This is a genomic window from Paractinoplanes brasiliensis (assembly GCF_004362215.1).
Taxonomy (GTDB): Bacteria; Actinomycetota; Actinomycetes; order Mycobacteriales; family Micromonosporaceae; genus Actinoplanes; species Actinoplanes brasiliensis.
Genome location: NZ_SNWR01000001.1, coordinates 2,542,141 through 2,567,646, shown reverse-complemented (window position 1 = coordinate 2,567,646; position 25,506 = coordinate 2,542,141). Strand labels below are relative to the sequence as shown.

Here is a 25,506-nt window from a genome sequence, read left to right as displayed (position 1 = left end):
GCGAATTACTTAGCTTACCAGCGGTGTGCGTGGGGCCGGTTTTGCACGATCTTGCACCGATGACGACGGGTCGTGCGCGGTATTTATGCGGCCTCGCGGCACTTCAGCACGTCGCCGACGCTGGCCCGGGACGTGGTGGGCACGTCTTCCTCGGCGTCGATCGACCTCGCGTCGCCGGTCGCCCGAACCACCACCGTACGCCGCCCGACCTCGAACCCGTCGTAGTCGCGGGCGCGCAGGATGCACTCGGCGGCCCCGCCCGCGGGCACCCGCACCTTGAACTTGATGGTCATGACGGTGTCGGACGGCTCGGACCAGCCGACGATCTGCGGGTCGTAGTCGGTCTGGCCGAACTGCTGGAAGAGGCGGACCGAGAGCACGAGCGAGGCGGCCACGACGACCACGAGCACGAGGACCGGCAGCACCGGCCGGCGTCGGCCGGAGCGGCGCCTGCCGTAGCGTCCCGGCGGGAACACCGGGGTTGTGGTGCGCGTCTCGCTCACCTGAGCACCTCTCGTGCGTTTCTTGTCGGGGGGATCCGCAAGAATGGCAGGGTCCATCTTCGCAGTCGACACCGGCTCGCTCGTCGCGGGTCAGGTCCGAGGAGACTTCAGTGGCCGAGCAGTTGCGTCTCATGGCGGTTCACGCCCACCCCGACGACGAGTCCAGCAAGGGCGCCGCAACGATGGCGCGCTATGTCGCCGAGGGTGTCCGGGTGATGGTTGCGACGTGCACAGGCGGCGAACGCGGCAGCATCCTCAACCCGAAGATGGACCGCCCCGACGTCCTGGAGAACATCTCCGCCATCCGCCGCGCCGAGATGGACAGGGCGCGCGAGATCCTCGGCGTCGAGCAGTCGTGGCTCGGCTTCGTCGACTCGGGTCTGCCCGAGGGTGACCCGCTGCCCCCGCTGCCCGAGGGCTGTTTCGGCCTGCAGGACCCCGAGACCGCCGCGATCCCGCTGATCAAGCTGATCCGCGAGTTCCGCCCCCACGTCATGACCACCTACGACGAGAACGGCGGTTATCCCCACCCCGACCACATCATGTGCCACAACGTCTCCGTTGTGGCATTCGAGGCCGCCGGCGATCCCGAGCGTTTTCCCGAGCTGGGGGAGCCGTGGCAGCCGCTCAAGCTGTACTACAACTCGGGCTGGACCAGGGCCCGCATGCTCGCGCTGCACGAGGGCATGCTGGCGGCCGGGCTGGAGTCGCCGTACACCGAGTGGCTCGAGAAGTGGTCCGACCGCGACGACCGAGGCGACAAGATCACCACGCGCGTCGAGTGCGGCGAGTACTTCGAGACCCGCGACGAGGCGTTGCGCGCCCACGCCACCCAGGTCGACCCCGACGGGTTCTGGTTCAAGATCCCGCTCGACCTCCAGCAGAAGGTGTGGCCGACGGAAGACTTCGAGCTGGCCCGCTCGCTGGTCGACAGCCCGGTGCCCGAGTCCGACCTGTTCGCGGGCATCCGCGAGTCGGTCGAGGCTCGCTGACCTCCTCGAGCCCCTGCCCGCCCGTCCATGAGCGGACCGCAGGTCAGTACTCTCGTGGGTATGGACCTCATCGCGGTCAACAACTTCGGCGACACCCGGTCGGGCGGCCTGGCCGGCCCGATGGGGTTGTTCGTCATCGTGCTCATGTCCATAGCGACTGTTCTGCTGATCCGCAACATGAACAAGCGCTTGCGTCGGCTTCCCGACAGTTTTCCTGACGCGAAGCAGACGCAGCGTGAGGCTGAGATTGCCCGGCTGAATGCCGATCTCGAGCGTTCCGGCAATCGGGAGGCCACGCACGACGTTGACGCGGATCGATCCGACGAACCCGCCGCCGGTGTGGACGACGAGGTCACGGGCGTTACTACGCAACGTGACGGCGGCTCGGCGGACGGCGACAACCGCCGCGTTTGACCACGTGGTGGGCGGTGTCGTCACGATGGGCGACAGCACTCACCGTATTGGTCTGACGTAAGGGCCACACGCGTCGTGCGTCAAGCCCTGTTGCGTTCATCGGTATTGATTTAGCCTTCCGCCGGGGGCTTAACCGCCCCCGATCCCTGCGCGGAAGGGGGCGCCGAAAATGACCATTCCCCGCCCGCGTATTTCTCCACTGCAGATGCACGTGCATCCGCGAGTGCCGCTGTTCCGATGGGGTTCCGCATGAGCGCCCCGCCGGTCGCCGGCGCCCGTGTCCGCCGTTCCTTGCTCGACGCGGCGGGCCTGGCCGGCCGTTCCCGAGGGGTCCGCGCGCTGACCGCCGCGGTCTCCGGCGCGGCCCTCCTGGTCGCCGTCGCCGGGCTGCTGCTTCCCGCGGGCCTGCCGGCCGACCGTCCACTCACCCCCGTCACCGGGGTCGCGCTCGCCGTGACGCTTGTCATGGCCGGTCAGCTGGCCCGGCTGCGGTTCCGGCTGGGCCGCGGCTTCGTGTCCGTGAGCTGGGGCGAGGCGGCCTTCATCATCGGCTTCGTGACGACGCCGCCCGGCTGGCTGCCCGCCGCGACACTGGCCGGCGCGCTCGCCGGCTGGGCGCTGCTGTCCTGGTGGGACTCGCAGCGCAACCTGGCCGAGATGGCACACCTTGCCGCCTCGCTCAGCCTGGGCTCGGCCGGCGCCGCGCTGGTGGCAACCCTGGTCGCCGGGAACGCGCCCGTGCTGAGCACCGTGACGGCGATCGGACTGATCGCCGGCGCCCTGACCTATCAGCTCATCACGTTCGGCCTGGCCACGCTGACCCTCACGCTGCACCGGGACGCGCCGGCCCGGCAGATCCTGGTCCGGGCCTCGTACGCGAAGATCCCGATGTTCGTCGGCAACGTGGCGGTCGGCCTGGGCGCCGTGCACGCGCTGGTCGACGGCCCGCTGTGGCTCCTCGCGTTCGCCCCCGCGCTCTGGCTGCTCCAGCGCACCTACCGGTTCCACCTGCGGGCCGAGGAGGAACGCCGCATGTGGGAGGCGTTCTCGGCGGCCACGGCGACCCTGCCGGCCGGCACCGAGGCCGAGGTCGTACGGGCCGGGCTGGGTGCCGCGCTCGACGTGTTCGGCGCCCGCCGGGTCGAGATCGAGGTCCGCGGGCGCGACGGCGAACGCCGCTACGCCCAGGACGGCCCCGGCCAGGACAACGTGGTGGCCGGCCTGCCCGGCCCGGCGATCACCCGGACGATGGCGGTCGCCGGGGACGCGGTCGGCGAGCTCACCGTCTGGCTGGCCGACCCGACCCTGCCCGTGCCGCGCGACGAGGCCGCCATCTCGGCCTTCGGCGACGCCCTGGCCGGCGCGCTGCACGACGCGGCGGCCCGCACCCGGCTGGCCGAACTGGAGGAACGGATCACCCGAGACCTCACCCAGGACAGGCTGACCGGTTTGCTCAACCGAGGCACGCTGCTGACCGAAGGGGACAGGCTGCTGCGCTCGTTCGACCGGCGCCGCCCGGTTGCGCTGCTGCTGCTCGACATCAACGACTTCCGTGAGGTCAACGGCACCCTCGGCCACCGGCACGGCGACGAGGTGCTGCGTACGGTGGCGGAACGTCTGACCGAGCTGGCCCGCGCCGACGAGCTGGTCGCCCGTACCGGCGACGACGAGTTCGCGCTGCTCATCCCGACCGTCACCACGCTGGCCGGGGCGGGCTCGGCCGGGTCCACGCCCTCCGGGATCCCGATGGCGCTGCGGCGGGCGCGCGACGTGGTCGAGCACCTGATGGCGCCGATGGAGGTGTCCGGCGTACGGCTGGCTGTCGAGGTGGCTGTCGGAGTCGCGGCCGGGGCGGCCGGGCGGGTCGACCTGGCGGAGATGGTGCGGCGGGCGTCGCTGGCCCTGCGGCAGGCCAAGCGCCAGCAGGTGTCGGTATCGGTCTTCGACGCCGCTCAGGACGCCGTCACCACCGACGGGCTGGCGCTGCTGGCCGAGCTGCAGGACGCGCTGGCCGCCGACGACCAGATCATGCTCAACCTGCAGCCCGCCGTCGACCTGGTCACCGCCGCGCCCACCGGTGTCGAGGCCCTCGTACGCTGGAAGCATCCGCGCCGCGGGCAGTTGTCGCCGACCGAGTTCATCCCGGTCGTCGAGCACTCGGCCGAACTGCACACGGCGTTCACCACCCGGGTGCTCGACCTGGCCCTGCAGGCGGCCGGCAGCTGGCACGCGGCGGGAATCGACGTGCCGGTCTCGGTCAACGTCTCGGCCCGCAGCCTGCTCGACCCCGGCTTCCCGGCCCAGGTCGCCGAGGCGCTGCGCCGGCACCGTGCCCCGGCCTCCCGCCTGGTCCTCGAAATCACCGAGTCGGTGGCGGTCAGCGAGGAGCGGATCGTCGACGAGGTGCTGGCGGAGCTGCGTGACAACGGTGTCAAGCTCTCGCTCGACGACTTCGGCACCGGGTACTCGTCCCTGGCGATCGTCACCCGCGCCCCGGTCGACGAGATCAAGATCGACCGCTCGTTCGTCGACGACATGATCGAGTCGACGGCGGCCGAGGCCGTGGTGCGAGGGGCGGTCGAGCTCGGCGCCCGCCTCGGCGTACGGGTGGTGGCCGAGGGTGTCGAGACCACCGAGCAGCGTGCCGCCCTCATCGCGCTCAACTGCCCCGCCGCTCAGGGCTACCACTTCTGCAAGCCGATGCCCGACGACCGGATCGTGCAGGCGCTGACCCAGCTCGCCGAGGCCGCGCCGGCCAACATCCGCCCGCTGCGCGCCGACGACGCCGTCTAGGTCACGAAAACCTCGCCTCCGAGCCCCCGGCCGCCGGGAGTGAGAGGCTGTGGGCATGGCCAACCGTCTTGCCGGAGCGACCTCGCCCTACCTGCTGCAGCACGCCGACAATCCCGTGGATTGGTGGCAATGGTCCGACGAGGCGTTCGCCGAGGCCAGACGCCGCGACGTGCCGGTGCTGATCTCGGTGGGGTACGCGGCCTGCCACTGGTGTCACGTGATGGCGCACGAGTCCTTCGAGGACGAGCGGATCGCCGAGCTGATGAACGCGGGCTTCGTGTCGATCAAGGTCGACCGGGAGGAACGGCCGGACGTCGACGCCGTCTACATGACCGCTACCCAGGCCATGACCGGGCAGGGCGGCTGGCCCATGACAGTCTTCGCCACCCCGGACGGCGACCCGTTCTTCTGCGGCACCTACTTCCCGAAGGCGAACTTCGCGAACCTGCTGAACTCGGTCACCACGGCGTGGCATGACCAGCGGCAGCAGGTGATCGAGCAGGGCGCCAACGTGGTCCAGGCGATCGGCGGATCGCAGCTGGTCGGCGGGCCCAAGGCCCCGATCTCGTCGGAACTGCTCGCCGCGGCCGCCACCGGGCTGCTCAAGGATCAGGACACGACCCACGGCGGTTTCGGCGGGGCGCCGAAGTTCCCGCCGCACATGGCGATGCTGTTCCTGCTGCGGCATTACCAGCGCACCGGCAACGAAGAGGCGCTTGAGGCCGTACGGTTCGCGGCCGAGCGCATGGGCCGTGGCGGCATCTACGACCAGCTGGCCGGCGGGTTCGCGCGCTACTCGGTCGACGCGACCTGGACCGTGCCGCACTTCGAAAAGATGCTGTACGACAACGCGGTGCTGCTGCGGGCGTACACGCAGCTCTGGCGTCTCACCGGCGACCCGTTCGCCCGCCGGATCGCCGAGGAGACGGCCGGCTTCATGCTGCGCGACCTGGGCACCCCGGCCGGCGGGCTGGCGTCCGCGCTCGACGCCGACGCCGCGGGAGTCGAGGGCCTCACGTACGCCTGGACGCCCGCCCAGCTGATCGAAGTGCTCGGCGAGGACGACGGGAAATGGGCGGCCGACCTGTTCCGGGTCACCGCCGAGGGCACGTTCGAGCACGGCAGCAGCGTCCTCGTGCTGGCCCGGGACATCGACGCCGCCGAGCCGGGCCTGGTCGCCCGCTGGCGTGATGTTCGCGCCCGCCTGCTCGAAGCGCGGGCCGGCCGTCCCCAGCCCGCCCGCGACGACAAGGTGGTGGCCTCGTGGAACGGCCTGGCCGTGACCGCGCTGGCCGAATACAGCATCCTGACCGGGTCGTCGGGGGAGGCGGCCGTACGGATCGCGGAGGTGCTCGCGACCCGGCATGTCGTCGACGGTCGCCTGCGCCGGGTGTCGCGCGACGGCGTGGTGGGGGAGCCGGCCGGCGTGCTCGAGGACTACGGGTGTGTCGCCGAGGCGTTCCTCGCGGTTCACCAGCTCACCGCCGACGCTGTCTGGCTGGAGCGGGCCCGCGACCTGCTCGACGCGGCGCTGGCACACTTCCCGACCGGTGACGGCGGGTTCTACGACACCGCCGACGACGCCGAGCGCCTGGTCACCCGGCCCGCCGACCCCACCGACAACGCCACTCCGTCCGGGCTGTCCTCGTTGTGCGCTGCTCTGGTCTCGTACGCGGCGCTCAGCGGGGAGCCCAGCTATCGCGAGGCGGCCGACGCGGCACTGGCCACTGTCGGACCGGTGATCGGCACCCATCCCCGGTACGCGGGGTACGCGGCGACCGTGGCCGAAGCGGCGCTGACCGGCCCGTACGAGATCGCCATCGCGGCCCCGCCCGGACAGGAGGGTCCTCTGCTGGCCGCGGCTCACCGGCACGCGCCCCCGGGGACGGTGATCGTCGCCGGGCAGTCCGACCGGCCCGGAGTGCCGCTGCTGGCGGACCGGCCGTTGCAAGGGGGCGTCCCCACCGCGTACGTGTGCCGTGGGTTTGTCTGCGACCGCCCGGTGACCAGTCCTGAGGAGCTGGCCACCCGCCTGGCCTGAGCCCAGCCTCACGCCCCTTCATGCTCTGTGCTCTCGCCCTCCCCTCGGCGGGCTTGAGCTGGGGCTTGGTTAGGCTGGGCGGGCGATGGATACCCGAACCGGTCTGCCGGTAGTCGGCATGGTGGGCGGTGGGCAGCTGGCCCGGATGACCCACCAGGCTGCTATCTCTCTCGGCCAGTCACTGCGTGTGCTGAGCGTCTCGCCCGACGACAGCGCCGCCCTGGTCGCAGCCGATGTGCGCATCGGCGCCCACACCGATCTGGCCGCTTTGCGTGAGTTCGCGAAGGGCTGTGAGGCGGTCACCTTCGACCACGAGCATGTTCCGACCGCGCACATCGAGGCGTTGGAGGCCGAGGGGGTCAAGATCTTCCCCGGGTCGGCGGCGTTGATGTTCGCCCAGGACAAGGGGCTGATGCGTACGCGGTTGGCGGCTCTGGGGGCTCCGGTTCCGCGCTGGTCCGCAGTGTCGTCTTCTTCGGACATTTCTGATTTCTCCGGTGGCACGTGGCCGGTCGTGGCCAAGGCGACGCGCGGGGGCTACGACGGCCGTGGCGTGTGGATGCTGTCGTCACCCGAAGAGGCTGCCGAGCTGGTGGCGACCGGCACGCCGCTGATCGTCGAGGAGGAGGTGCCGCTGCGGCGCGAGCTCGCGGCCCTGGTGGCCCGCTCCCCGTTCGGGCAGGTCGCGGCGTACCCGGTGGTCGAGACCGTGCAGAAGGACGGCATCTGTGTCGAGGTGCTCGCGCCCGCCCCCGGCCTGTCCGAGAGCCGCGCCCTCGAAGCTCAGCAGCTCGCGATCGACCTGGCCAACGCGCTCGGCGTCGTCGGCCTGCTCGCCGTCGAGCTGTTCGAGACCGAGGACGGCATCGTTGTCAACGAGCTCGCGATGCGGCCGCACAACTCCGGCCACTGGACGATCGAAGGCGCCCGGACGTCGCAGTTCGAGCAGCACCTGCGGGCGGTCCTCGACTACCCGATGGGCGAGACCTCGCTCACCGCGCCCGCGGTCGTCATGGCCAACGTGCTGGGCGGCGAGCCCGGCGGCATGTCGATCGACGAGCGGCTGCACCACCTGTTCGCCGAGGACCCGGGCGCCCGCGTCCACCTGTACGGCAAGCTCGTGCGGCCCGGCCGCAAGATCGGGCACGTGACCGTGCTCGGGGACGACATGACCTCGGTGCGGGCCCGCGCGGCCCGTGCCGCCCAGTGGCTTCAGGAGGGCCGGTAAATGGCGCCGCTCGTCGGGATCATCATGGGCAGCGATTCCGATTGGCCCACGATGGAGGCCGCCGCCGTCGCGCTGGCCGAATTCGAGGTGCCGTTCGAGGTCGGGGTGGTTTCGGCCCACCGTACGGTCGGCAAGATGGTCGACTACGCCTCGTCGGCCGCCGAGCGGGGACTGCGGGCGATCATCGCGGGCGCCGGGGGAGCGGCCCACCTGCCGGGCATGGTCGCCGCGCTGACCCCCCTGCCGGTGATCGGGGTGCCGGTGCCGCTCAAACACCTCGACGGCATGGACTCGCTGCTCTCGATCGTGCAGATGCCGGCCGGCGTGCCCGTGGCGACCGTGTCGATCGGCGGGGCGCGTAACGCCGGGCTGCTCGCGGTGCGCATCCTCGGGGCGTCCGACCCGGTGCTGCGGACGAAGATGGCGAACTTCCAGGCGAGCCTCGAGAAACTGGTCGCCGAGAAAGACGCGGCGCTGCGCGAACGCCTGCTCGGGTAACGTCGCAGCTATGAGGCGCTGGACCTCTTCAGTCATCCTCGTCGCCGCCGGGCTTCTGGGCGGCATCCCGATGATCGCCGACGGCTCGGTGGCCGGCGGTGTGGCGGTGCTGACCGCTTTTGTCCTGTTCGGAGTACTCGTCTCGCCGCCCGCTTTCCCGCGCTCGGTGACCGACGCCGAGGCGCGCGCCGCTCAGGCCGTCGACGGTCGCCCGATCATCTATTGGCGCCCCGGGTGCCCGTACTGCTTGCGTCTGCGCTCCTCGCTGGCGCGGCGGGCCGGGCGTTACCACTGGGTCGACATCTGGAAAGACCCCTCCGCGGCGGCTTCGGTCCGGGCAGTCGCCGACGGCAACGAAACCGTGCCAACGGTCATCACTGTCGACAGCTCCTATGTGAACCCGTCACCACAACTCGTCCGAAACCTCCCCTGACCCCGTACGGGATTTGCGCTCGTCAATTTCAATGACGGGAGGCGGATTCGGCACGAGGGAGGTCGATATGAGCGACGACAGCGCCGGGTCGGGCCGGCACGCCCGATAGGGGCGACATGTCGAAGCGACCGCGCAGCGGAAACGACGACCCGCCCGACGGACCCGGCGGCGACGGGCCGCCCCGGCTGCATTCGGACGGTGATGATCCGGAGTCCATAAGGAGAGCCCAGAGGGCGGTGGACGGTAAGGCGCAGATCGGTCGAGTCAAAGCGGCCGCGATGCGACAGTCCGGCGGCGCGCTTACCCATCGGAGTGGCACGCCGGGTGGTGTTCCGGACGGAAACAAGACCGTGCCCAAGGGAAAGCAGGATGAGTCGACGCTGCGGTCAATCGAGATGGAGAATTCGGCTGCCGCGGTCCTCGCCGCCCAGGGATGGCGGATCAAGCAGAACCCCTCGGACGAGGAGATCGCGCAGGCGCGGCAGGCGACCGGCGACCGCGGAGACCCGATCAAGAAACCGGATTACCTGCTCGAAGGCAGGGTGTTCGACTGTTACTCGCCGACCAACCCCAACAAGCCCCCGTACGGCATTTGGAGCTATGTGCGCGACGAGAAAATTATCAAGCTTCAGACGCAGCGCGTGGTCATCAACCTCCAGGGGTGGGGAGACGATCTGACATGGGATGGCAGGTGAGGAACATGCTCACCGTCGTCCGACGTGTGCTCGACTCCGGTGACGAGGACGCCGCGTTTGTGTTCAACGGTGACAACCTCCTGTTGGCGCGGTTCGGGGGCGTGCTGACGAAGCACCGGCGTGAGAAGTGGTGGGAGCACTACGAGGGCGCCGATCAAGTGCTTCCGGGTTGACGAAGAAATCGGTGGCCGTCGGGTGGGGCGTGGCATACGGTCGGGCGACGATATCTGTGGAGGTGCTTTGTATGCGGGTTCCGGCCGGTTCTGAGCTGACCATCCGTTCGTCCGGCGTGAGGAATTCTCGAAGTGGACCTTCCACGTAGTTTTGTTGTTCGTGAACGGCACCATCGCATTCACAATCCGATCGATGAGGTCAAGCTCGCCGTTCTGGGGCGGGCCCTGCAGCTGCGCCCGGGGACGACCATGCTCGACCTGGCCTGCGGCAGCGGCGAGATGCTGTGCACCTGGGCCCGCGATCACGGCATCTCCGGTACGGGTGTCGATATCAGCACGGTCTTCGTCGAGCAGGCCCGCACCCGCGCGGTCGAGCTGGGCGTGGCCGGCAGCGTGACCTTCGTGCACGACGACGCGGCCGGCTTTGTGGCGGCCGAACCCGTCGACGTGACCGCGTGCATCGGCGCGACCTGGATCGGCAACGGGCTTCCCGGCACGATCGAGCTGCTTGAACGCAGCCTCCGCCCGGGTGGCCTGATGCTGATCGGGGAGCCGTACTGGCGGGAGGAACCACCCGACGAAGCGGCGGTGCACGGCTCCGGCATCGCCAACAAAAACGACTATTCGGACCTGCCGGGGCTGGTCGAGTCGTACGGGAAGCTCGGTTGGGACCTGGTCGAGATGGTGCTGGCCGACCGGGACAGCTGGGACCGTTACGTGGCGGCGCAATGGCTGACCGTCCGTACGTGGCTCGACGAGAACCCGGACGACGAGCTGGCCCCCGACTTCCGGGCCGAACTCGACACCGCGCCGCTCAACTACGTTCGCTACCAGCGCCGCTATCTGGGCTGGGGAGTGTTCGCCCTTCGGAAGCGCTGACCTCTACAGTGCCTGCATGATCAGACTGAGCGTGGCCACCCTGGCCGGGCCGGAGCTGGACAGCCTGTACGAGATCTGCTGTTCGCAGCCCGAGTACTGGCGCATCAGCGGCGACCTCGACCTCGGCACCCTGTCACGGACCGAGGTCGAGGTGATGCTCGGCGAGGACACGGTTGTCGGGCGTGACGCCGGCGGCCGTGTGGTGGGCTTCGCCCAGGTGCTGCAGGAACACCCCGTCGACGGCCACCCGTGGATCGGTCTGCTGCTTGTGGACGGTCGTCTGGCCCGCCGGGGTCACGGCCGTGCCATCACGTGCGCGATCGAGGAGATGTTCCGCTCCGGCGGCGCCACTGCTCTGCGTCTGGGCGTGCTGGCCAACAACGAGCCGGCGTTCGCGTTCTGGCGGGCGCTCGGCTACGACCAGATCGACCTGCGCCCCGACCTCGGCAAGGGTCGCCCCACCCGAGTCATGGAAAAGCGTTTCCCGTACGCGTAGCAGGCCGCCCTCACGCACGCAGCCAACCCGTCCCACACTCGTAACCCGAGCCGCCTCCTCTCAGGCGGCGAGCACCTCGGCGACCTTTGTGGCCTGGTCGAGCCCGCGGTCGGAGTCGGACCAGCCGCCGACGTGAAGCGGGCCCATGCCCGCAAATGTAGGGTCGAGCCGTGATCACGTGCGTGGTGCATTACACGATCGATCCCCGGCAGATCGAGGCGTTCGAGCGCTTCGCCCGCGAGTGGATGCGGCTCGTGGCCGAGCACGGCGGCGTCCACCACGGCTATTTCCTGCCCGCGGAGGGTGCCAGCGACAAGGCCGAGGCTTTGTTCAGCTTCGAGAGCCTCGCGGAGTACGAGCGGTATCGGGCGCTCTTCGGGAAACATCCGGATTTCATCGCGGCCGACCGGATCCGTGACGAGTCGGGATGTGTGCTCCGCTACGAGCGCACGTTCATGCGACCACTGCTACCAGAGCGTTGACAGCGCCGCGCGATCACGGCAGCGACGTTATGCCGCAACCCGGCGGGCGGGGCGTGGCGGCAGAGTCGCTTGATTACTGACCGCGCCGCGGGGCCACGACACTCGATGTTGCGGCGTAATCCGGCGGGCGGGTGTGGCGGCAGAGCCGCCGGGACGCGTGCAGGAACCCGAATGGAATATGGGCCTAACGCATGCGGACCAGGGCGCCCCGCAACCCCTCGCGGGTGCGGCGACGGTTTTCGTTGGTGGCGCCCACCCAGAGAAGGATGACGCCGAGCGGCACCAGCACGAGCCACGGGCCGACCAGGGTCATGGCGAAGTGGATCGCGGCGATGATGGTGGCCACGGCGCCGACGACGACGGGCGCCTGCTGGCGGTTGCGGGAACCGACGATCAGGGTGGCCACGGCGGCCAGCAGGAGCAGGACTTCGCGGAGTTCGCCGCCGTTGCCGGCCAGCACGATGCCGATGGTGGGGACGAAGGCCGCCAGCAACGCCGGGCCGTACGCCACCCAACTGCTCAGGTCGGGGCGGTCACGCGATTCGACGACGCCGACGAGCAGGGCGAGGGCGGCGAACGGAAGTGTGTACGCCTCGGGCAGCGCGACGTCGGCCAGCGCGATGAACAGCCACCAGCCGACCACTTCGAAGCCGACCGCCGTCCAGAACAGGGCGCGGCGCTGGTTGGGCGGGCGTCCGACGCGGGCGGCGGCCAGGCCGAGGACAGCGCCCCACGCGGCGAGCATGGCGGCCAGGTGGGCGGGGGAGTCGAACGCCATGACGCCGGCGATCAGCGCGGACGCGTAACCGCTCCACTCGATCGTCGTGGCTTCGATGCGGTATTGCGGCAGGCCGAGCCGGGGAACGGTGGCCTCGAGGATCAGCAGCGCGGCTCCGACGGCCAGCACCCCGAACGCGGCCCAGGGGCGTTCCACCCCGGCGGCGATCGCGGCCGTGAGCACGAAGAACTGGCCCATGACGGCGGCGAAGACCCAGCCCAGCACGCGGGCGAAGCGGCTGCGGCCGGCCAGTGCGGCGGCCAGGCCGACGAAGATGGCGCAGCCCAGGGTCAGCAAGGTGAGGCGCTGCTGGGCGAGGCTTCCGGCCAGGCCCGCGTTGCCGGCGAGCAGGCCGATCACGAAGACGATGGTGCGGATCGTGCCGAGCAGTGAGGAGCGCCGGCCGGCCGGGGGCGGGGTGAGCGCCAGGCCGAGCATCGAGAGCGTGAAGACCAGCAGGGCCGCGGTGGTGGCGGTCGGGTAGTCCGCCTGCAGGGCGATCGGGGTGATCAGGATGGTGATCGCCAGGCCGGGCATGATCACCGGCACGGCCTCGGAGGCGCGGCCGCCGAAGCCGATCGCGGCCAGCGCGGCAGCCCCGGTGAGCAGCACGATCGCCAGGACGCTGGTCTCGTCGACGTAACCCGACGACGGTGTCGCCAGGGCGGGGATCGGGCCGTCCCAGATGTGCTGGAGCTGGCCCAGCGGGTCGATCAGGGCGGCCCGCAACGCCGGTGCGATCGAGAAGATGGCCAGGATGGTGGGGACCAGGGCGAGCACGACCGCGCTGGTGGCCGGGTCGACCAGCCAGCGGCCGGTGAGCCCGAGCGGGCGGGCCGTTGTCCAGCGGCGGGCGCGATAGCTGCCACCGGAGAACGCGCCCTCGCGGGCGAGTGTGAGACCCGGCGCGGGGATCGAGCCGCGTAGCAGTTCGGCCAGGACGCCGAGCAGGGCCGCAGCCGCCGCGTAGAGGGCCGTCGGGTGCGGGGTCGGGATCGAGGCGAACGCGGTGATCGTGGCGCCGAGAACCAGCCCGGCCGTGGCCCACGGCAGGAACTGTGGGATGTAACGGCCGGCCAGCGCGAGCATCGCCAGGCTGAGGCTGGATCCGGCGAGCGCGGCGGTGAGCAGGATGAGCGCGCCATGGCCCTGGTCGGCGGCGACCGACGCCAGCACGCCGGGCAGCGCCAGCATGATCGCCCCGGTGGCGGCGCCTCCGATCTGGGCGCGGTGCCGGGGCATGCCGGTGTCGTCGCGTGCCAGGTCGGCCTCGGTGATGGTCGACGGCGACCAGAACCGGCCGGGCGGGGGCAGCGGGGTGCCGGGCGGCGGATCCTCGATCACGGCGACCTGGGTGCGGGCCATGACCGCGGTGAGGGCGCCGACCATCACCACGATGAGCAGCGAAAGGGCTGTCGACCAGGGCCGGGCCAGTGACGCGAGCACGGCGTGCAGCAGCACGACGGCGCCTGCTCCGGCGCGGCACAGGGCGGCGATCGGGTCGATCGTGGACACGGCGGCCATCGCGTACGCCAGCCCGACCGCCCCGCCGATCAGCAGCGGCGACCACCAGGGCAGGCCGAGCGCGAACGGCGCGCCGATGGCGGCCAGCGCCCCGGCGATCGCGGAGAACAGGTGCGACCACGGGCGGGGCGCGGCCAGGGCGGCGGCGATCGAGATCGCGAGCAGGGCGAACGGGGCCTGCCAGGCGCCCGCGCCGGGGCTGGGGACCTGGGTCAGGTCGGCGTCCCAGAGGTCGGCCGGGACGGACAGCATGCGCACGGCCCCGGCCAGCGCCAGATAACCCGCGATCGCGCCGACCACCCCGCCGGCCACGGCAAGCCCGCGGTTGGGGCCGCGCGCCCAGTCCTCAGGCAGGACAGCCACGCCGAGCGCAACGATCAGCACGACCACGCCGGCCACGGCCAGCGGCGCCTGCGGGAAGGCCAGTGCGAAGACCCGGGCCAGCGCGCCGCAGATGGCGACGGTGGCGGCCGCGGCGGCGATGTCGGGGCCGTCGAGCAGCCGGTCGCTGCGCCGCCCGTTGTCGATCGACTTGGAGAAGAACAGCAGGCCCGCCGCGACCAGCAGCAGCGCGCCGACCCAGATGTCGGGGGCGGTGGCGCCGGGCGAGAGCAGGGCGGCCAGGGCCAGGGCGATCGCGCCGAGGCCGGTGCCGGCGGTGAGCGGCAGGCTGATGTCGCGCCGCGCCACCTGGAAGACGGCGGCGTAGCTGAGCGTGGCGGCCACGGCCAGGAAGCCGACGGCCAGGGCGGGAACGGTGACCGCCTCGGTGGGCGGCGGGCCGTCACCACGGTCGGCGACGGCCAGCGCGGCGCTGACCACGGCGCCGGGCAGGGCCAGCGCGGCCGCGCCGGCGGCCCAGTCGCCGACCAGCCACGCGTACAGGCGGATGGGGATCTGGCGGGCGGCCACCGCGATCATCACGCCCGCGCCGGCCAGCGCGGTCAGCACGGCGGCGGTCAGCCAGGCCGCGCCCAGCGCGGCGCCGGCCCCGAACAGGCCCACCACCCCGGCCGCGGCCACGTGGACGACCGCGATGCGCCGGGTGGTCGCCGCGAGGCCGGCCGCGCCGATGCCGACCGAGGCGATGACCAGCGGCCAGGGCGCCTCCGACCAGTTCAGCCCGAGCGAGGCGGGCAGGGCCAGGGCGGTCAGCGCGATGCCGATGACCGCGCCCTCGTGCCGCAGGGCGGGCGGCAGGGCCAGGGCGGCGGCGATGGTGACCAGCAGCGCGCTGAACGCGAGCAGCCAGCCCAGATCGCCGGCCGCCTCGGCCATGCGCTGCGCGTAGTCCGCCGTGCCGGCGTGCCAGACCGGGCGGGCGGCCTGCAGCGGCGCAACCGCGGCTCGCAGGCAGTCGATCACCAGGATCAGGCCGATGATGCCGAGCGCTACCGCCGAGGCGATCTGCGGGCCGCGGCGCACCTCGGCCGGGATCATCGTGACCACGGCCCCGGTGACCGCGACGGCGGCCGCGGCGACGGCCAGCGTCCAATGCGGCGAGACGACGTCGGCGATGCGGGCGGTCGCGCCGATCACGGCAAGGGCGAGGACACCGCCGGCGATGTTGCGGGCGGCCAGGTTGTCGAGCAGGTAGGCCGCGGCGGCGCCGGTGAGCGCGGCCAGCACCAGCACGAGGCCGGACCGCAGCGCGTCGGGCAGCGCCTGGGCCTGCAGCAGCGCCACCGACGAATAGAGCAGGGCGCCCGCGCTGGCCACGCAGAGCAGGGCGAACGTCAGCTCGCGCAGCCAGTCGGCCGAGGGCGGAGAGGCCGGCGGGGCCAGCGGCACCGAGCCGGCGGGCGGCGCGTCGCCCGGGCGCGGGCCGGGGAAGATGCGTGAGCGCAGCCAGTTTCCGCGGCGGGGACCGGACAACCCCGGGATGATCAGGTCGGGTTCCTCGCGAGCGGTCTCTGGGCGCTCGGGCGGGTCCTCGGCGATCGGGGCGGGGTCTTGCGTCTGCCGGTCGGCGGGGCCGGGGCGGCCCCACGGCCAGCGCGGCAGCAGCCGACCCTTGCGGATGACGGTGGTGAGCAGCAGCAGGTCGAGGACGGCGACCACCGTCAGGGCCATGCCCCAGCCGGCCGGGCTCTCGATCATCGGTTCGGCCAGCAGCAGCGGCACCGGCTGGACGGCCACCACCGTGGCGTAGCGCGGCGCGGCAAGGCGGGTGAACCCGGCGTAGACGAAGGCGGCCACCGCGGTCAGGGCGAACGTGACGCCCAGATAGAGCGGGACGGGCACGGACTCGCCGCCCGTCGCCGGGCTGCCGTGCAGGGCGAACAGGGTCAGCGGCAGCAGGATGAGCCCGACCCAGGCGACCGTCTCACCGGTCGAGCTCAGGCCGCGCTTGGCGATTCCGGGGGCGACGGAGAGAGCGATCGCGGTGCACAGGGCGAGGATGAACGCCCGGGCGAACGGGTTGCTGACCGCCACCCCGGCGAAGACCACGGCGGCCACACCGATGAGCAGCGCGCCCAGGGCGAGCAGGATGTTCTGCACCGACTGGGAGGAGGCCTCGGGCGGGTGGTGCTCGGCGCCGGTGAACCCGGCGGAGCGACGCGGCGGCGGAGCGACCCGCTCGGTCGGCGGCGGGTCGTCGACCAGCATGGTGACACCGTCGGTGGCCACCCCGGGCGGACCTGTGTGCGGCGAGCCCGGCGGCGCCCAGTCGGGCCGCGGACCGGGCGAAATGCCGGCGCGCGGAGGCGGGGGCGGCTTGTCGCCGGTCGGGGCGCCCGTCGGCGGGGGCGGGGGCGGGAACTCGTCGGACCCGCGGCGGCGGGGACGGCGAGCCTTGGCCTTGGCGGCCTTTTTCTGCTGGTTGGCGTGGGCGAGGATGTCACGCTGGAACTGTGCCGCCTGGATCTTGGCGGCGATCTGCGTGCGTTCCTTGGCCGCCTCCATGTCGCGGATCTTCAGATCCGCGATCGAGGCCTCGATGCGGGCCAGCTCATCGTCGTAGCCGTCGGGCTGTCCAGCCTGCGCCACGGAACCTCCTCGACCTGCCCGGGCACCCGTCCGTCTAACTAGAGCATGCCGGTACGACATTCATTAGAACAGGCTCACGGCGGTCGACATCCATGGAAAACGCGCAGACGGCGACATCGGTCGTCACACGGGCGGCCGGCCCATCCCGCGGTAGGTCCATCCCGCCTGCGCCCACTGGGCCGGGTTCAGGCAGTTCCGCCCGTCGATGACCCGGCGTTCGGCGACCAGCTCGCCCAGGAGCACCGGGTCGGCGTTGCGGAACTCGGCCCACTCGGTCGCCACGACCACCAGAGAGACGTCCGTCACGGCGGCGACAAGGCTTTCCTCGTACGCGAGAGCGGGCTGGGCGGCACGGGCGTTGGGCATGCCTTCCGGGTCGTACACATGCACGTGCGCCCCGGCATTGGCCAGCGCGGCCGCCACGGCGAGGGAGGGCGCATCCCGTACGTCGTCCGAATGGGGTTTGAACGTCGCGCCCAGAACCGCGATCCGGGCGCCGGACAGGTCGGGACCCGCTGGACCTACCGGTCTGTTCAGCAACTCCGCAGCCAGCGTGAGCGCCCGCCCCCGCCGCCGTGCGTTGATCAGGTCGACCTCGTGCAGGAAGCGCAGCGCCTCACCCGCGCCCAGCTCCTGCGCCCGCGCCTGGAACGCGCGGATGTCCTTGGGCAGGCAGCCACCGCCGAACCCCAGCCCGGCCTGCAGGAACCGATGCCCGATCCGCGGGTCGTAGCCGATCGCCCGGGCCAGCAGCGTCACGTCACCGCCGGCCACCTCGCAGACCTCCGCCATCGCGTTGATGAAGCTGATCTTCGTGGCCAGGAACGCGTTCGCGGCCACCTTGACCAACTCGGCCGTGGCGAAGTCGGTGACCACCACGGGCACGTCCCGGTCCTCGGTCGCGGCCAGGTCGAACACGCCCTTGTGAGCGGCGTGCAGGCGTACGCGGGCCCATTCCGAACGCACCCCGGCCACGATCCGGTTGGGGCGCAGCACGTCCTCGACGGCGTACCCCTCCTGCAGGAACTCGGGCGACCACGCCACCTCGACGCCCAGGGCCGGGTCGGCGTGCTTGGCGACCAGCTGCTCGACCCAGGCCGCGGTGCCCACCGGCACGGTCGACTTGCCCACGATCAGCGCACGGCGGGTCAGCAGCGGCGCGAGGGCGGTGACGACGTTCTCGACGTACGTCAGGTCGGCGCTCATCCCGTCCGGGCGCTGCGGGGTGCCCACGCAGATGAAGTGCACGTCAGCGAACCCGGCGACCTCGGTCAACGACGTGGTGAACCGTAGCCGGCCCGCGGCCAGGTTGCGGCGCAGCAGGTCGTCCAGCCCGGGTTCGTGGAAGGGGGCCCGCCCGGCGGCCAGCTTGGCTATCTTCGCGTCGTCGACGTCGTACCCGAGCACCTCGTAGCCGAGCTCGGCGAAACAGGCCGCGTACGTGGCGCCGAGGTAACCGGTGCCCAGGAATGACAAACGCATCACGTCCGGCATAACGACCGGACCTCTGGCAGGCGTACGCTACGCGCCAGTAACATAGCGGCGGGACTGCTTGAGGGAAGGGACCAGGGGCATGAGCGAGTTCGACGTCTACCAGTTGCCTGAGGATCACGAAACCATCCGCGCGGCCGTGCGCGAGGTGTGTGACGCGCGGGTGGCGCCGAACGCGGCCGAGGCCGACGAGACCGGCGAGTTCCCCAAGGCGTCGTACGACGCCCTGCGCTCGAGCGACTTCCACGCCCCGCACATCCCGGTCGAGTACGGCGGTGCCGGCGCGGACGCCCTGGCCACCGCGATCGTGATCGAGGAGGTGGCGCGGGCCTGCGGCTCGTCGTCGCTCATCCCCGCGGTCAACAAGCTCGGCACGATGCCCCTGATCCTGTCGGCCTCCGAGGACCTCAAACGCCGTTACCTGCCCAAGGTCGCGTCGGGCGAGGCGATGTTCTCGTACTGCCTGTCGGAGCCCGAGGCCGGCTCGGACGCCGCCTCGATGACCACCCGCGCGGTCCGCGACGGCGACTTCTGGGTGCTCAACGGCGTCAAGCGCTGGATCACCAACGCCGGTGTGTCCGAGTTCTACACGGTCTTCGCGGTCACCGACCCGGCCAAGCGCTCCAAGGGCATCTCGGCCTTCGTGGTGGAGAAGTCCGACGAGGGAGTCAGCTTCGGCGCGCCCGAGAAGAAGCTCGGCATCAAGGGCTCGCCCACCCGCGAGGTCTACTTCGACAACGTACGCATCCCCGCCGACCGCATGATCGGCGACGAGGGCACCGGCTTCGCGACGGCGATGAAGACGCTCGACCACACCCGCGTCACGATCGCCGCGCAGGCGCTGGGCATCGCGCAGGGCGCCCTCGACTTCGCGAAGAACTACGTCAAGGAGCGCAAGCAGTTCGGCAAGCCCGTAGCCGACTTCCAGGGCGTTCAGTTCATGCTGGCCGACATGGGCATGAAGCTCGAGGCGGCCCGCCAGCTGACCTACGTCGCCGCCGGCAAGAGCGAACGCGGCGACGCCGACCTGACCTACTTCGGCGCCGCCGCCAAGTGCTTCGCCTCCGACGCCGCCATGGAAATCACGACCGACGCGGTCCAGCTGCTCGGCGGGTACGGCTACACCCGCGACTACCCGGTCGAGCGCATGATGCGCGACGCCAAAATCACCCAGATCTACGAGGGCACCAACCAGGTCCAGCGCGTCGTCATGGCCCGCCAGCTCCTCAAGGACTGACGACTTCTCTGCGCTGCGAGACCTCCCTCGCGTCGAGAAGCGCGATGAGGGCGACCAGTTCGGTGCGGAGGCGGGCCAGTTCGGTGGCGGTGATGCCGAGTTCGTACGTGTGGTGGTGGCCGGCTCGGGTCAGGGCCCACCACAGGTAACTGGCCCGCTGCCCGATCTCCGTACCGGCGTAGTGGCCGAGGAGGAGCAGTTTCGGCCGCTGGGCGCGGGCCTGCCCGATCTCCGGGCACGCCCGCTGCCAGTAGCGGTCCATGGCGGCTTCGAGTTCGTGGCGCAGCAGCCAGGCGCAGGCTCGGGGCCAGCATCCCCGGGCCCCGCGGACGACGGTGGTCAGCATCCGGTCGGCGGTTTCCAGGCAATCGCTCATGACAGCCTCGCCACCAGCGCCTCGGAGGCGACAACCATGTCAAGGCTCGCCATGTCGCACTGCCCGTGAACTGCCTTCGCCACGGCCTTGACCGTGTCGACGGCGCGCGGCACCCGGCTGCGGTTCAGCTGGGCGTAGAGGTCCCCGCGGCGGCCCGGGTCGCCGAACAGTCCGAGGGTCAGCTTGGCCTGCACGCTGTGCGCCGCGTCCAAGGCAGCGTCGATCTCTCGCAGGGGCGTGCCTGCCGCATACTGCTCCGCGCGATAGCGGTCCATGGCCGTCGCCTCGAGCGCGGACCGGCAGAATCCGGCGACCATCAATCGCTTCGCCTGTTCCGGGATGTCCTCGGCGAGGGCGACCGCCCGGGCGTCCTCCAGGTAGCGCTTGGCCGGCCACAGGTTCTTGCGCACTTCGACGATCGAGCCCTCGCGCCGGGTCACCTCGCGGACGTCGGCCTCCACACCGAGCCGCCGGATGGCCTCGGGCAGCCGGTCGTCGTGGGTGAACACCACGACCTGCCGGGTACGCGCCACTTCGCGCAGCACCTCGGCGAACCCGTCGACCTTGCTCGGGTCCATGCTCTGCACCGGGTCGTCGATCACCACGAACCGGTACGGGCTGGCGTCGGCGCACGCCCGGGGCAGGAACAGCGCCAGCCCGAAGGCGTGGAGTTCGCCCTGGCTCATCACGGCGAGCGCCGGGGTGTCCGTCCCGTCGACGGCCACGGAGATGTCGACCCGCCGCCGGGTGCTCGTGCCGCCGAGCCGGATCTCGCCGATCGCGACGTTGCTCTCCTGCCGCAGCAGGTTCCAGATGTGCTGGGAATGCTGCGCCGCCGCCTGGAACCGGTCGGCCCGTATCCGGTCGGTGACGGCGATGAGGTCGTTGCGTGCCTTGGTCAGCAGAGCCAGCTCATCGGCCTCGGCCCGAACGACCTTCGCGTCCTCGACCCAGCGGCGGATCGCGGCTCCGGGCTCCCGCCACGAGTCGTGCCGGTTGGCCAGCCACTCGGCCGCGGCCACACCGAGCTTGTGGTGGGCTGCCGAGATCTCGTCCCAGGACGGTCGGTCGAGGGCCGGCGAGTCCAATGCCCGATCGAGTTCGGCGGCCTGCTCCGGCAGTGACGGTGCGAGGGCCGTCACGACCGGGTCCAGCAGCCCGCGTACGGTGCCCATTTCGCTCTGCGCCTGCCGAAGCAGCGCTTCGCGGCGCCGGGCAGCGGCACGCATCGTCTCGGTGGCCGAGCGCAGCTGGCCGACCTCCCGCTCGGCCTGTTCGCGCCACGTTCCGTCGAGAACACCGACCTGGCACACCGGGCACGACTGATCTCCCAGGTCCCGGTGCATCTCGAGCGCACCCGACAGAAGGTCCGCCACCCGGTGCCTTACAGCGACCTCGGTGCGGGCGAGCTGCTGAACCGACTCCTCCGCCTGGGTCAGTTCGCGCAGGGTGTTCCCGATGTCGGGCAACCCCAGCTCGGCCAGTCGCCGCGCGGCCGACGCCGCACGAGCGTCACCGTCACCGGTTTCCCCTGCGGCCAGCTCGGTGAGCGCCGCCAGGTTCGCCTTTCCCGCCTGTTTTCCGAGCAGATGTACGGCTTCACCGGCTCGCGGATCGTCCAGCCCAACGAGTCGTGTACGCAGGTCGCCGAACGAACCTCGGAGCGCCGCGGCCCGATCGTCACGTTCCTTGCGCAACACCTGCAGCCGTGCGCCGGCCTCGGAGAGCGGGGTAAGCCCGAGAATCGGCGCGATCGAGTCGTACAGCTCGGTGGGTTTGGAGCCGATCACCCGCTCGAGGTCGCGGGCGGACAGGAACGGGCGGAACCGTTCCGATGGGCGCAGCCATTCGGGCAGGGCGTCCGACGGAAGCGTGACGCCGTTCCGGGTCACGTGCACCGTCGCGGCCGCCACGTCCGTCTCGCCGGCGGCCCACGTACGGCGAATCACGACGGGCTGACCGCTCGATGCCGAACGCAGCTTCACCGCGATCGCGCGCTCGCCGTTGTAGTGCATGTTGCGCCAGCCCTCGCGGAACACGGGCGGACGCTGCGACCAGCGCGGCGAGTCCTCGGTGAGGCCGTACTCGATCGACTCGGCGAGGCTGGACTTGGCGGAGCCGTTCCGGCCCGCGATGACGGTCAGGCCGGGTTGGGGCTTGAGCCGCAGCGCGGCGGCGGGTGTGCCGATGCCCCGGAAGCCGGTGACCTCCACCGACTCCAGGTAGACCTCCGGCGCCTCGTCGGCCTCCGCCGCGTCGGCGGGCGCTTCGGGCAATGGCTCGCCGCGCATCACTGCCGCGAGCGCGTCCTCGCCCCGGAAGGCGGCGAGGATCAGATCGGTGGCCGGGCCGGTGGTTCCGTGAGCCCGCAGCTGGTCGGTGAGTTCGTGATAGAGCGTGAGTGCGTCGTCCATGGGGACCCCCTGGTTTACTGCCGGTTCGGCGCTCTGTTCGCGGCAGAGCGGTGTTGCGGTCAGGACGGGCTTGGAGCTGGTCAGGACGGGGAGATGCTCCAGCTGCCGTCGGCGGTCACCTCGACAAGCGCCGGCGCCGGCAGCGGCCGGGTGCCGGAGTACCCGCCGATCTCGTTGACGAGCAGACCGCCGTCGCCGGTCTCGAGCGAGTAAGCCTTGACGACGAAGTTCGACGACCCCTTGGAATGGGTGATCTTCGCCTTGGTGGCGCTGCCGCCGAGCACGATCACGTCGTCGCCCTTGCCGGACACCTTGCCGGACGCTGCCTTGGTGGCGAGCTGGTCGACGGAGCCGATCGTCAGCGTCCAGCGGCCGGACGCGTTGATCTCGAACTGGGTGGTCTGGGCGCCCTCCTCCAGGTTGATCCAGCGCTTGCCCTTGTACTTGCCGATCTCGTTGACCAGCAGGGACTCCGGCCCGTCGCTCTTGAGCACGGTGTTGCTGGAGCACCGGCAGTCGAAGACGACCACCGAGAGTTCGGTGAGCGGCGGGATGTCCACGACGTCGTCGCCGCGCCCCTTGATGACCCGGGGCTTGGCGGCCGCCTTGGTCGTCGGCGGCGCTTCCGCCGTCGTGGTGCTCTCCGCCGGCGTTGTGGTGCTCCCCGTCGCTGGGGCGGTGGCTGTCGTCACCGGCTCCGTCGAGGGCACCGACACCGCCCCAAGCTGGGAGGAGTCCTTGTCGTCACCGTTCAGCGCGGCGACTCCGATGCCGCAGCACAGCAGGACGAGGGCGGTCATGGCGGCGCCCGCGATCACGAGGCCGCGCTTGCCGCGCTTCGGCTGGGGGAGGGGACTCGGCGGGAAAGGGTTCTGCGGAACGGTCATCATGCAACTCCTGATTCGAACGGTCATCACAGGAGAGCACAACCGCATGTTCGCGCGAGTCACTCCGCTTGATAACCCGGGTTATCAACGAATGCTTGCGACTTCGGCGTACGAGGGGCTTAGAGTGAGCGGCGTGAACGAGGAGTACATGTCGTCGGCCGAGGTGGCCCGGCTCGCCCAGGTGGCGCGCCCCGTGGTGACGACCTGGCGGCGCCGGCACCAGGACTTTCCTGTTCCGGTGCCGAACGGCGGCGGGCAGCTCCTCTACTCAGCCAACTCGGTCCTCAACTGGCTCCTGGCAACCGGTCTCGGCAACACCGAGCCCGAAACCCTGCGCGCCGAACGCGACATGAACACCCTGACCGCGTACGCCCGTAAGCACGGCGGCCGTCGCATGCTGCTCTCCTTGAGCGCCGCCCTCGCCCTGCGTCATCTCGCCGGACGTGCCCTGCCCGCCGACCTGCTGTCTTTTGCCCATCGCCTCGACCCGGACGACGAATTCCTGCTGAGCGATCTGCGCGAGGCGGCCGTGCCGGCCGTGTTGCCGCAGCTGGTCGAGCAACTGATCGAAGGCGCCTATGACCCGAGCCGGGCGCATCAGTTCCTGCTCGGTAACGCGGCACGCCTCGGCTGGCCGGAGCTGAACGCCCACGCCCTCACCGCTTCCCTGATCACACTGATCCGGATGATCGCCGACCTCCCGGGCCGCCTTCACCCGGCCGGCCACCTCACCATCGGGGATCCGTGGGCCGGCCCCGGTGATCTGCTCGCCGCGCTGCTGCCCGGCCAGGAACCGGAGACGCTCAGGTTCACCGCCGCCCAGCCGGACCTCACGTTGGCCCGGCTGATCCGTCGCCGCCTGCTGCTGTCCGGCGTTCCCGAGTTCGCGGTCGACGTGGTCCCGGACGAGTTGAACGACGAGTTCGCAGAGGCCGACGTGATCGTCACTCGGCTGCCCTACCAGCCCGCCGAACTGCGCGACACCGTCGAAGACCTCAGCAAGATCGGGGATATCGCCGACCGGCTCGGCCCCGGCCGTACGGCCATCGTGGTCGGCCCAGCGGCCGGCCTGGTCGACACCCTGCGTGACACCGACGCGATCGCCAAACGAGCGGAACTGCTGACTCAAGGGTTCGTCGAAGCGGTCGTGCGACTGCCCGGCGGGGTGTTCCCCGCTCGCCCCGGCCACCCCGCCGCCCTGTGGGTGCTCACCCGCGACCCGATCCGCGCGACCGAGGGACGGGTTTTCCTGGCCGACCTCAGCAGCGCTGATCTCGATGAACGCGGGGCGCGGACGGTGGCCGAGGACATCCTGCTGTGGCGGGCCGAGGGGTTCCGGCCCGGTGACGGTCACGAGTCCCGGACCGGCCAGGTGGTTCCGTTGACGGCTCTCGACCTGCGTCGCGGCACGGCGTTACGGCCGTCGGCCTCCGGCTCGGCCATCGTTCGCGCTCGGCAGGCCGCCGATCGCCCCGCGCTGATCGGGGAGGCCGAGCGCCGCCTCACCGAGGCCGAGCAGGAGGCCATTTCGTACGGGGTGAAGCACGGTCCCCTCACCACCCGTGCCGCTCAACGCGACGGCGCTCGTCCGAAGGCAATCTTCCTCGGCGCCCTGCGCGCCGCCCGCCGCGTACGCCAACTCCCAGGGCACCGCCTGTCGCCCTCACATGTCACGCCGCGCGGCCACTACCGGGTCCTCGGCCCTGCCGAAGTCCTCGCGCCGTCCTCGAAGCGCTGGATCGATCGGCTGATTCTGAACACGGAGTATCCCCACGCCCTGCTCACCGAACCCGGTGACATCGTGGTGACCTCGGCCCCCCGGTTCGGTGCTCTGCTCGACGAGTCCGGCCTCTCGGTGATCGAGTTCCCGGCCCGTGGCCTTCGTGTCGTACCCGGCAGCGGCCTCACCCCACGAGTCCTCAAGGCACTGCTCGACATCGCCGACAACACCACGCGCAGCCCCAGCGCGGTACGTCCCCAGCGCCTGCACGACGTGACGATTCCCGACCTGAGCGGCGATGAAGTGGCCCGTCTGGACGATGTTCTCCGCCGGCTCGACGAACGCGAGCGGCTGTTACGGCAACAGAGCGACCTTTTGACGGAACTACGTGGACTCGCCGTGACCGGCTTCGCCGACGGCACCCTCACAACTTTGTACGGTACGGACTCCTGAACTCCACC

20 protein-coding genes are annotated in these 25,506 nt (G+C 71.1%); 14 read left to right on the top strand and 6 right to left on the bottom strand.

Annotation, left to right across the window (positions count from 1 at the left end):
• Window positions 1-83: 83 nt before the first annotated feature.
• Window positions 84-503: a DUF4307 domain-containing protein gene (locus tag C8E87_RS11325; RefSeq protein WP_239079950.1), complete on the bottom strand. Its 420-nt coding sequence runs from the start codon at window positions 501-503 to the stop codon at window positions 84-86.
• Between the two features lie 110 nt (window positions 504-613).
• Here C8E87_RS11325 and mca point away from each other — a divergent pair, with 110 nt between their 5' ends.
• From mca to C8E87_RS11270, 12 genes are all read left to right on the top strand, one after another.
• Window positions 614-1,495 (top strand): mycothiol conjugate amidase Mca, encoded by an 882-nt coding sequence (gene mca, locus C8E87_RS11320; RefSeq protein WP_133873056.1) that lies wholly within the window; start codon window positions 614-616, stop codon window positions 1,493-1,495.
• Between the two features lie 60 nt (window positions 1,496-1,555).
• Window positions 1,556-1,909, top strand: a complete 354-nt coding sequence (locus tag C8E87_RS11315) for a hypothetical protein (protein ID WP_133873055.1) — start codon at window positions 1,556-1,558, stop codon at window positions 1,907-1,909.
• A 249-nt stretch (window positions 1,910-2,158) separates the two neighbouring features.
• Entirely contained in the window at window positions 2,159-4,702 is a 2,544-nt protein-coding gene (locus C8E87_RS11310) for a putative bifunctional diguanylate cyclase/phosphodiesterase (protein WP_133873054.1), read from the top strand.
• Between the two features lie 55 nt (window positions 4,703-4,757).
• A complete protein-coding gene (locus tag C8E87_RS11305; RefSeq protein ID WP_133873053.1) occupies window positions 4,758-6,743 on the top strand; it encodes a thioredoxin domain-containing protein in 1,986 nt (661 codons plus the stop codon).
• A gap of 85 nt (window positions 6,744-6,828) precedes the next feature.
• Window positions 6,829-7,971, top strand: a complete 1,143-nt coding sequence (locus C8E87_RS11300) for a 5-(carboxyamino)imidazole ribonucleotide synthase (protein WP_133873052.1) — start codon at window positions 6,829-6,831, stop codon at window positions 7,969-7,971.
• Window positions 7,972-8,469, top strand: a complete 498-nt coding sequence (gene purE, locus C8E87_RS11295; RefSeq protein WP_133873051.1) for a 5-(carboxyamino)imidazole ribonucleotide mutase — start codon at window positions 7,972-7,974, stop codon at window positions 8,467-8,469.
• A 10-nt stretch (window positions 8,470-8,479) separates the two neighbouring features.
• Window positions 8,480-8,902 carry a glutaredoxin domain-containing protein gene (locus tag C8E87_RS11290; protein WP_133873050.1) on the top strand — a complete coding sequence of 141 codons (423 nt, stop codon included), beginning with the start codon at window positions 8,480-8,482 and terminating at the stop codon, window positions 8,900-8,902.
• A 236-nt stretch (window positions 8,903-9,138) separates the two neighbouring features.
• Complete coding sequence (locus tag C8E87_RS11285) at window positions 9,139-9,597, top strand: CdiA C-terminal domain-containing protein (protein ID WP_239079951.1); 459 nt, start codon at window positions 9,139-9,141, stop codon at window positions 9,595-9,597.
• A 5-nt stretch (window positions 9,598-9,602) separates the two neighbouring features.
• Window positions 9,603-9,770, top strand: a complete 168-nt coding sequence (locus tag C8E87_RS43645) for a SitI3 family protein (RefSeq protein WP_166661149.1) — start codon at window positions 9,603-9,605, stop codon at window positions 9,768-9,770.
• A gap of 132 nt (window positions 9,771-9,902) precedes the next feature.
• A complete protein-coding gene (locus C8E87_RS11280) occupies window positions 9,903-10,649 on the top strand; it encodes an SAM-dependent methyltransferase (RefSeq protein WP_133873049.1) in 747 nt (248 codons plus the stop codon).
• A 16-nt stretch (window positions 10,650-10,665) separates the two neighbouring features.
• Window positions 10,666-11,145 carry a GNAT family N-acetyltransferase gene (locus tag C8E87_RS11275; RefSeq protein WP_133873048.1) on the top strand — a complete coding sequence of 160 codons (480 nt, stop codon included), beginning with the start codon at window positions 10,666-10,668 and terminating at the stop codon, window positions 11,143-11,145.
• A gap of 170 nt (window positions 11,146-11,315) precedes the next feature.
• A complete protein-coding gene (locus C8E87_RS11270; RefSeq protein WP_133873047.1) occupies window positions 11,316-11,627 on the top strand; it encodes an NIPSNAP family protein in 312 nt (103 codons plus the stop codon).
• 184 nt (window positions 11,628-11,811) lie between these two features.
• On the opposite strand, the gene C8E87_RS11265 is transcribed toward C8E87_RS11270, so the two are convergent.
• Both C8E87_RS11265 and C8E87_RS11260 read right to left on the bottom strand, forming a co-directional pair.
• Window positions 11,812-16,920, bottom strand: a complete 5,109-nt coding sequence (locus tag C8E87_RS11265; protein WP_133873046.1) for an SCO7613 C-terminal domain-containing membrane protein — start codon at window positions 16,918-16,920, stop codon at window positions 11,812-11,814.
• Between the two features lie 123 nt (window positions 16,921-17,043).
• Window positions 17,044-18,402 carry a UDP-glucose dehydrogenase family protein gene (locus C8E87_RS11260; protein ID WP_239079952.1) on the bottom strand — a complete coding sequence of 453 codons (1,359 nt, stop codon included), beginning with the start codon at window positions 18,400-18,402 and terminating at the stop codon, window positions 17,044-17,046.
• Window positions 18,403-18,493: 91 nt separating this feature from the next.
• Between C8E87_RS11260 and C8E87_RS11255 the strand changes: the two genes are divergently transcribed.
• Complete coding sequence (locus C8E87_RS11255) at window positions 18,494-19,648, top strand: acyl-CoA dehydrogenase family protein (protein ID WP_133873044.1); 1,155 nt, start codon at window positions 18,494-18,496, stop codon at window positions 19,646-19,648.
• Here the strand turns inward: C8E87_RS11255 and C8E87_RS11250 are convergent.
• From C8E87_RS11250 to C8E87_RS11240, 3 genes are all read right to left on the bottom strand, one after another.
• A complete protein-coding gene (locus C8E87_RS11250) occupies window positions 19,638-20,024 on the bottom strand; it encodes a hypothetical protein (protein WP_133873043.1) in 387 nt (128 codons plus the stop codon). The two genes, C8E87_RS11255 and C8E87_RS11250, sit on opposite strands and share 11 nt — an antisense overlap.
• On the bottom strand, window positions 20,021-22,438 hold the full coding sequence (locus C8E87_RS11245) for an AAA family ATPase (RefSeq protein ID WP_133873042.1): 2,418 nt from the start codon (window positions 22,436-22,438) through the stop codon (window positions 20,021-20,023). The genes C8E87_RS11250 and C8E87_RS11245 overlap by 4 nt, the downstream gene beginning before the upstream one ends.
• Window positions 22,439-22,518: 80 nt before the next feature.
• Window positions 22,519-23,325, bottom strand: coding sequence for a hypothetical protein (locus tag C8E87_RS11240; protein ID WP_133873041.1), 807 nt, complete (start codon window positions 23,323-23,325; stop codon window positions 22,519-22,521).
• A gap of 1 nt (window position 23,326) precedes the next feature.
• On the opposite strand from C8E87_RS11240, the gene C8E87_RS11235 reads away from it, so the two are divergent.
• Complete coding sequence (locus tag C8E87_RS11235) at window positions 23,327-25,498, top strand: N-6 DNA methylase (protein WP_239079953.1); 2,172 nt, start codon at window positions 23,327-23,329, stop codon at window positions 25,496-25,498.
• Window positions 25,499-25,506: the final 8 nt, after the last annotated feature.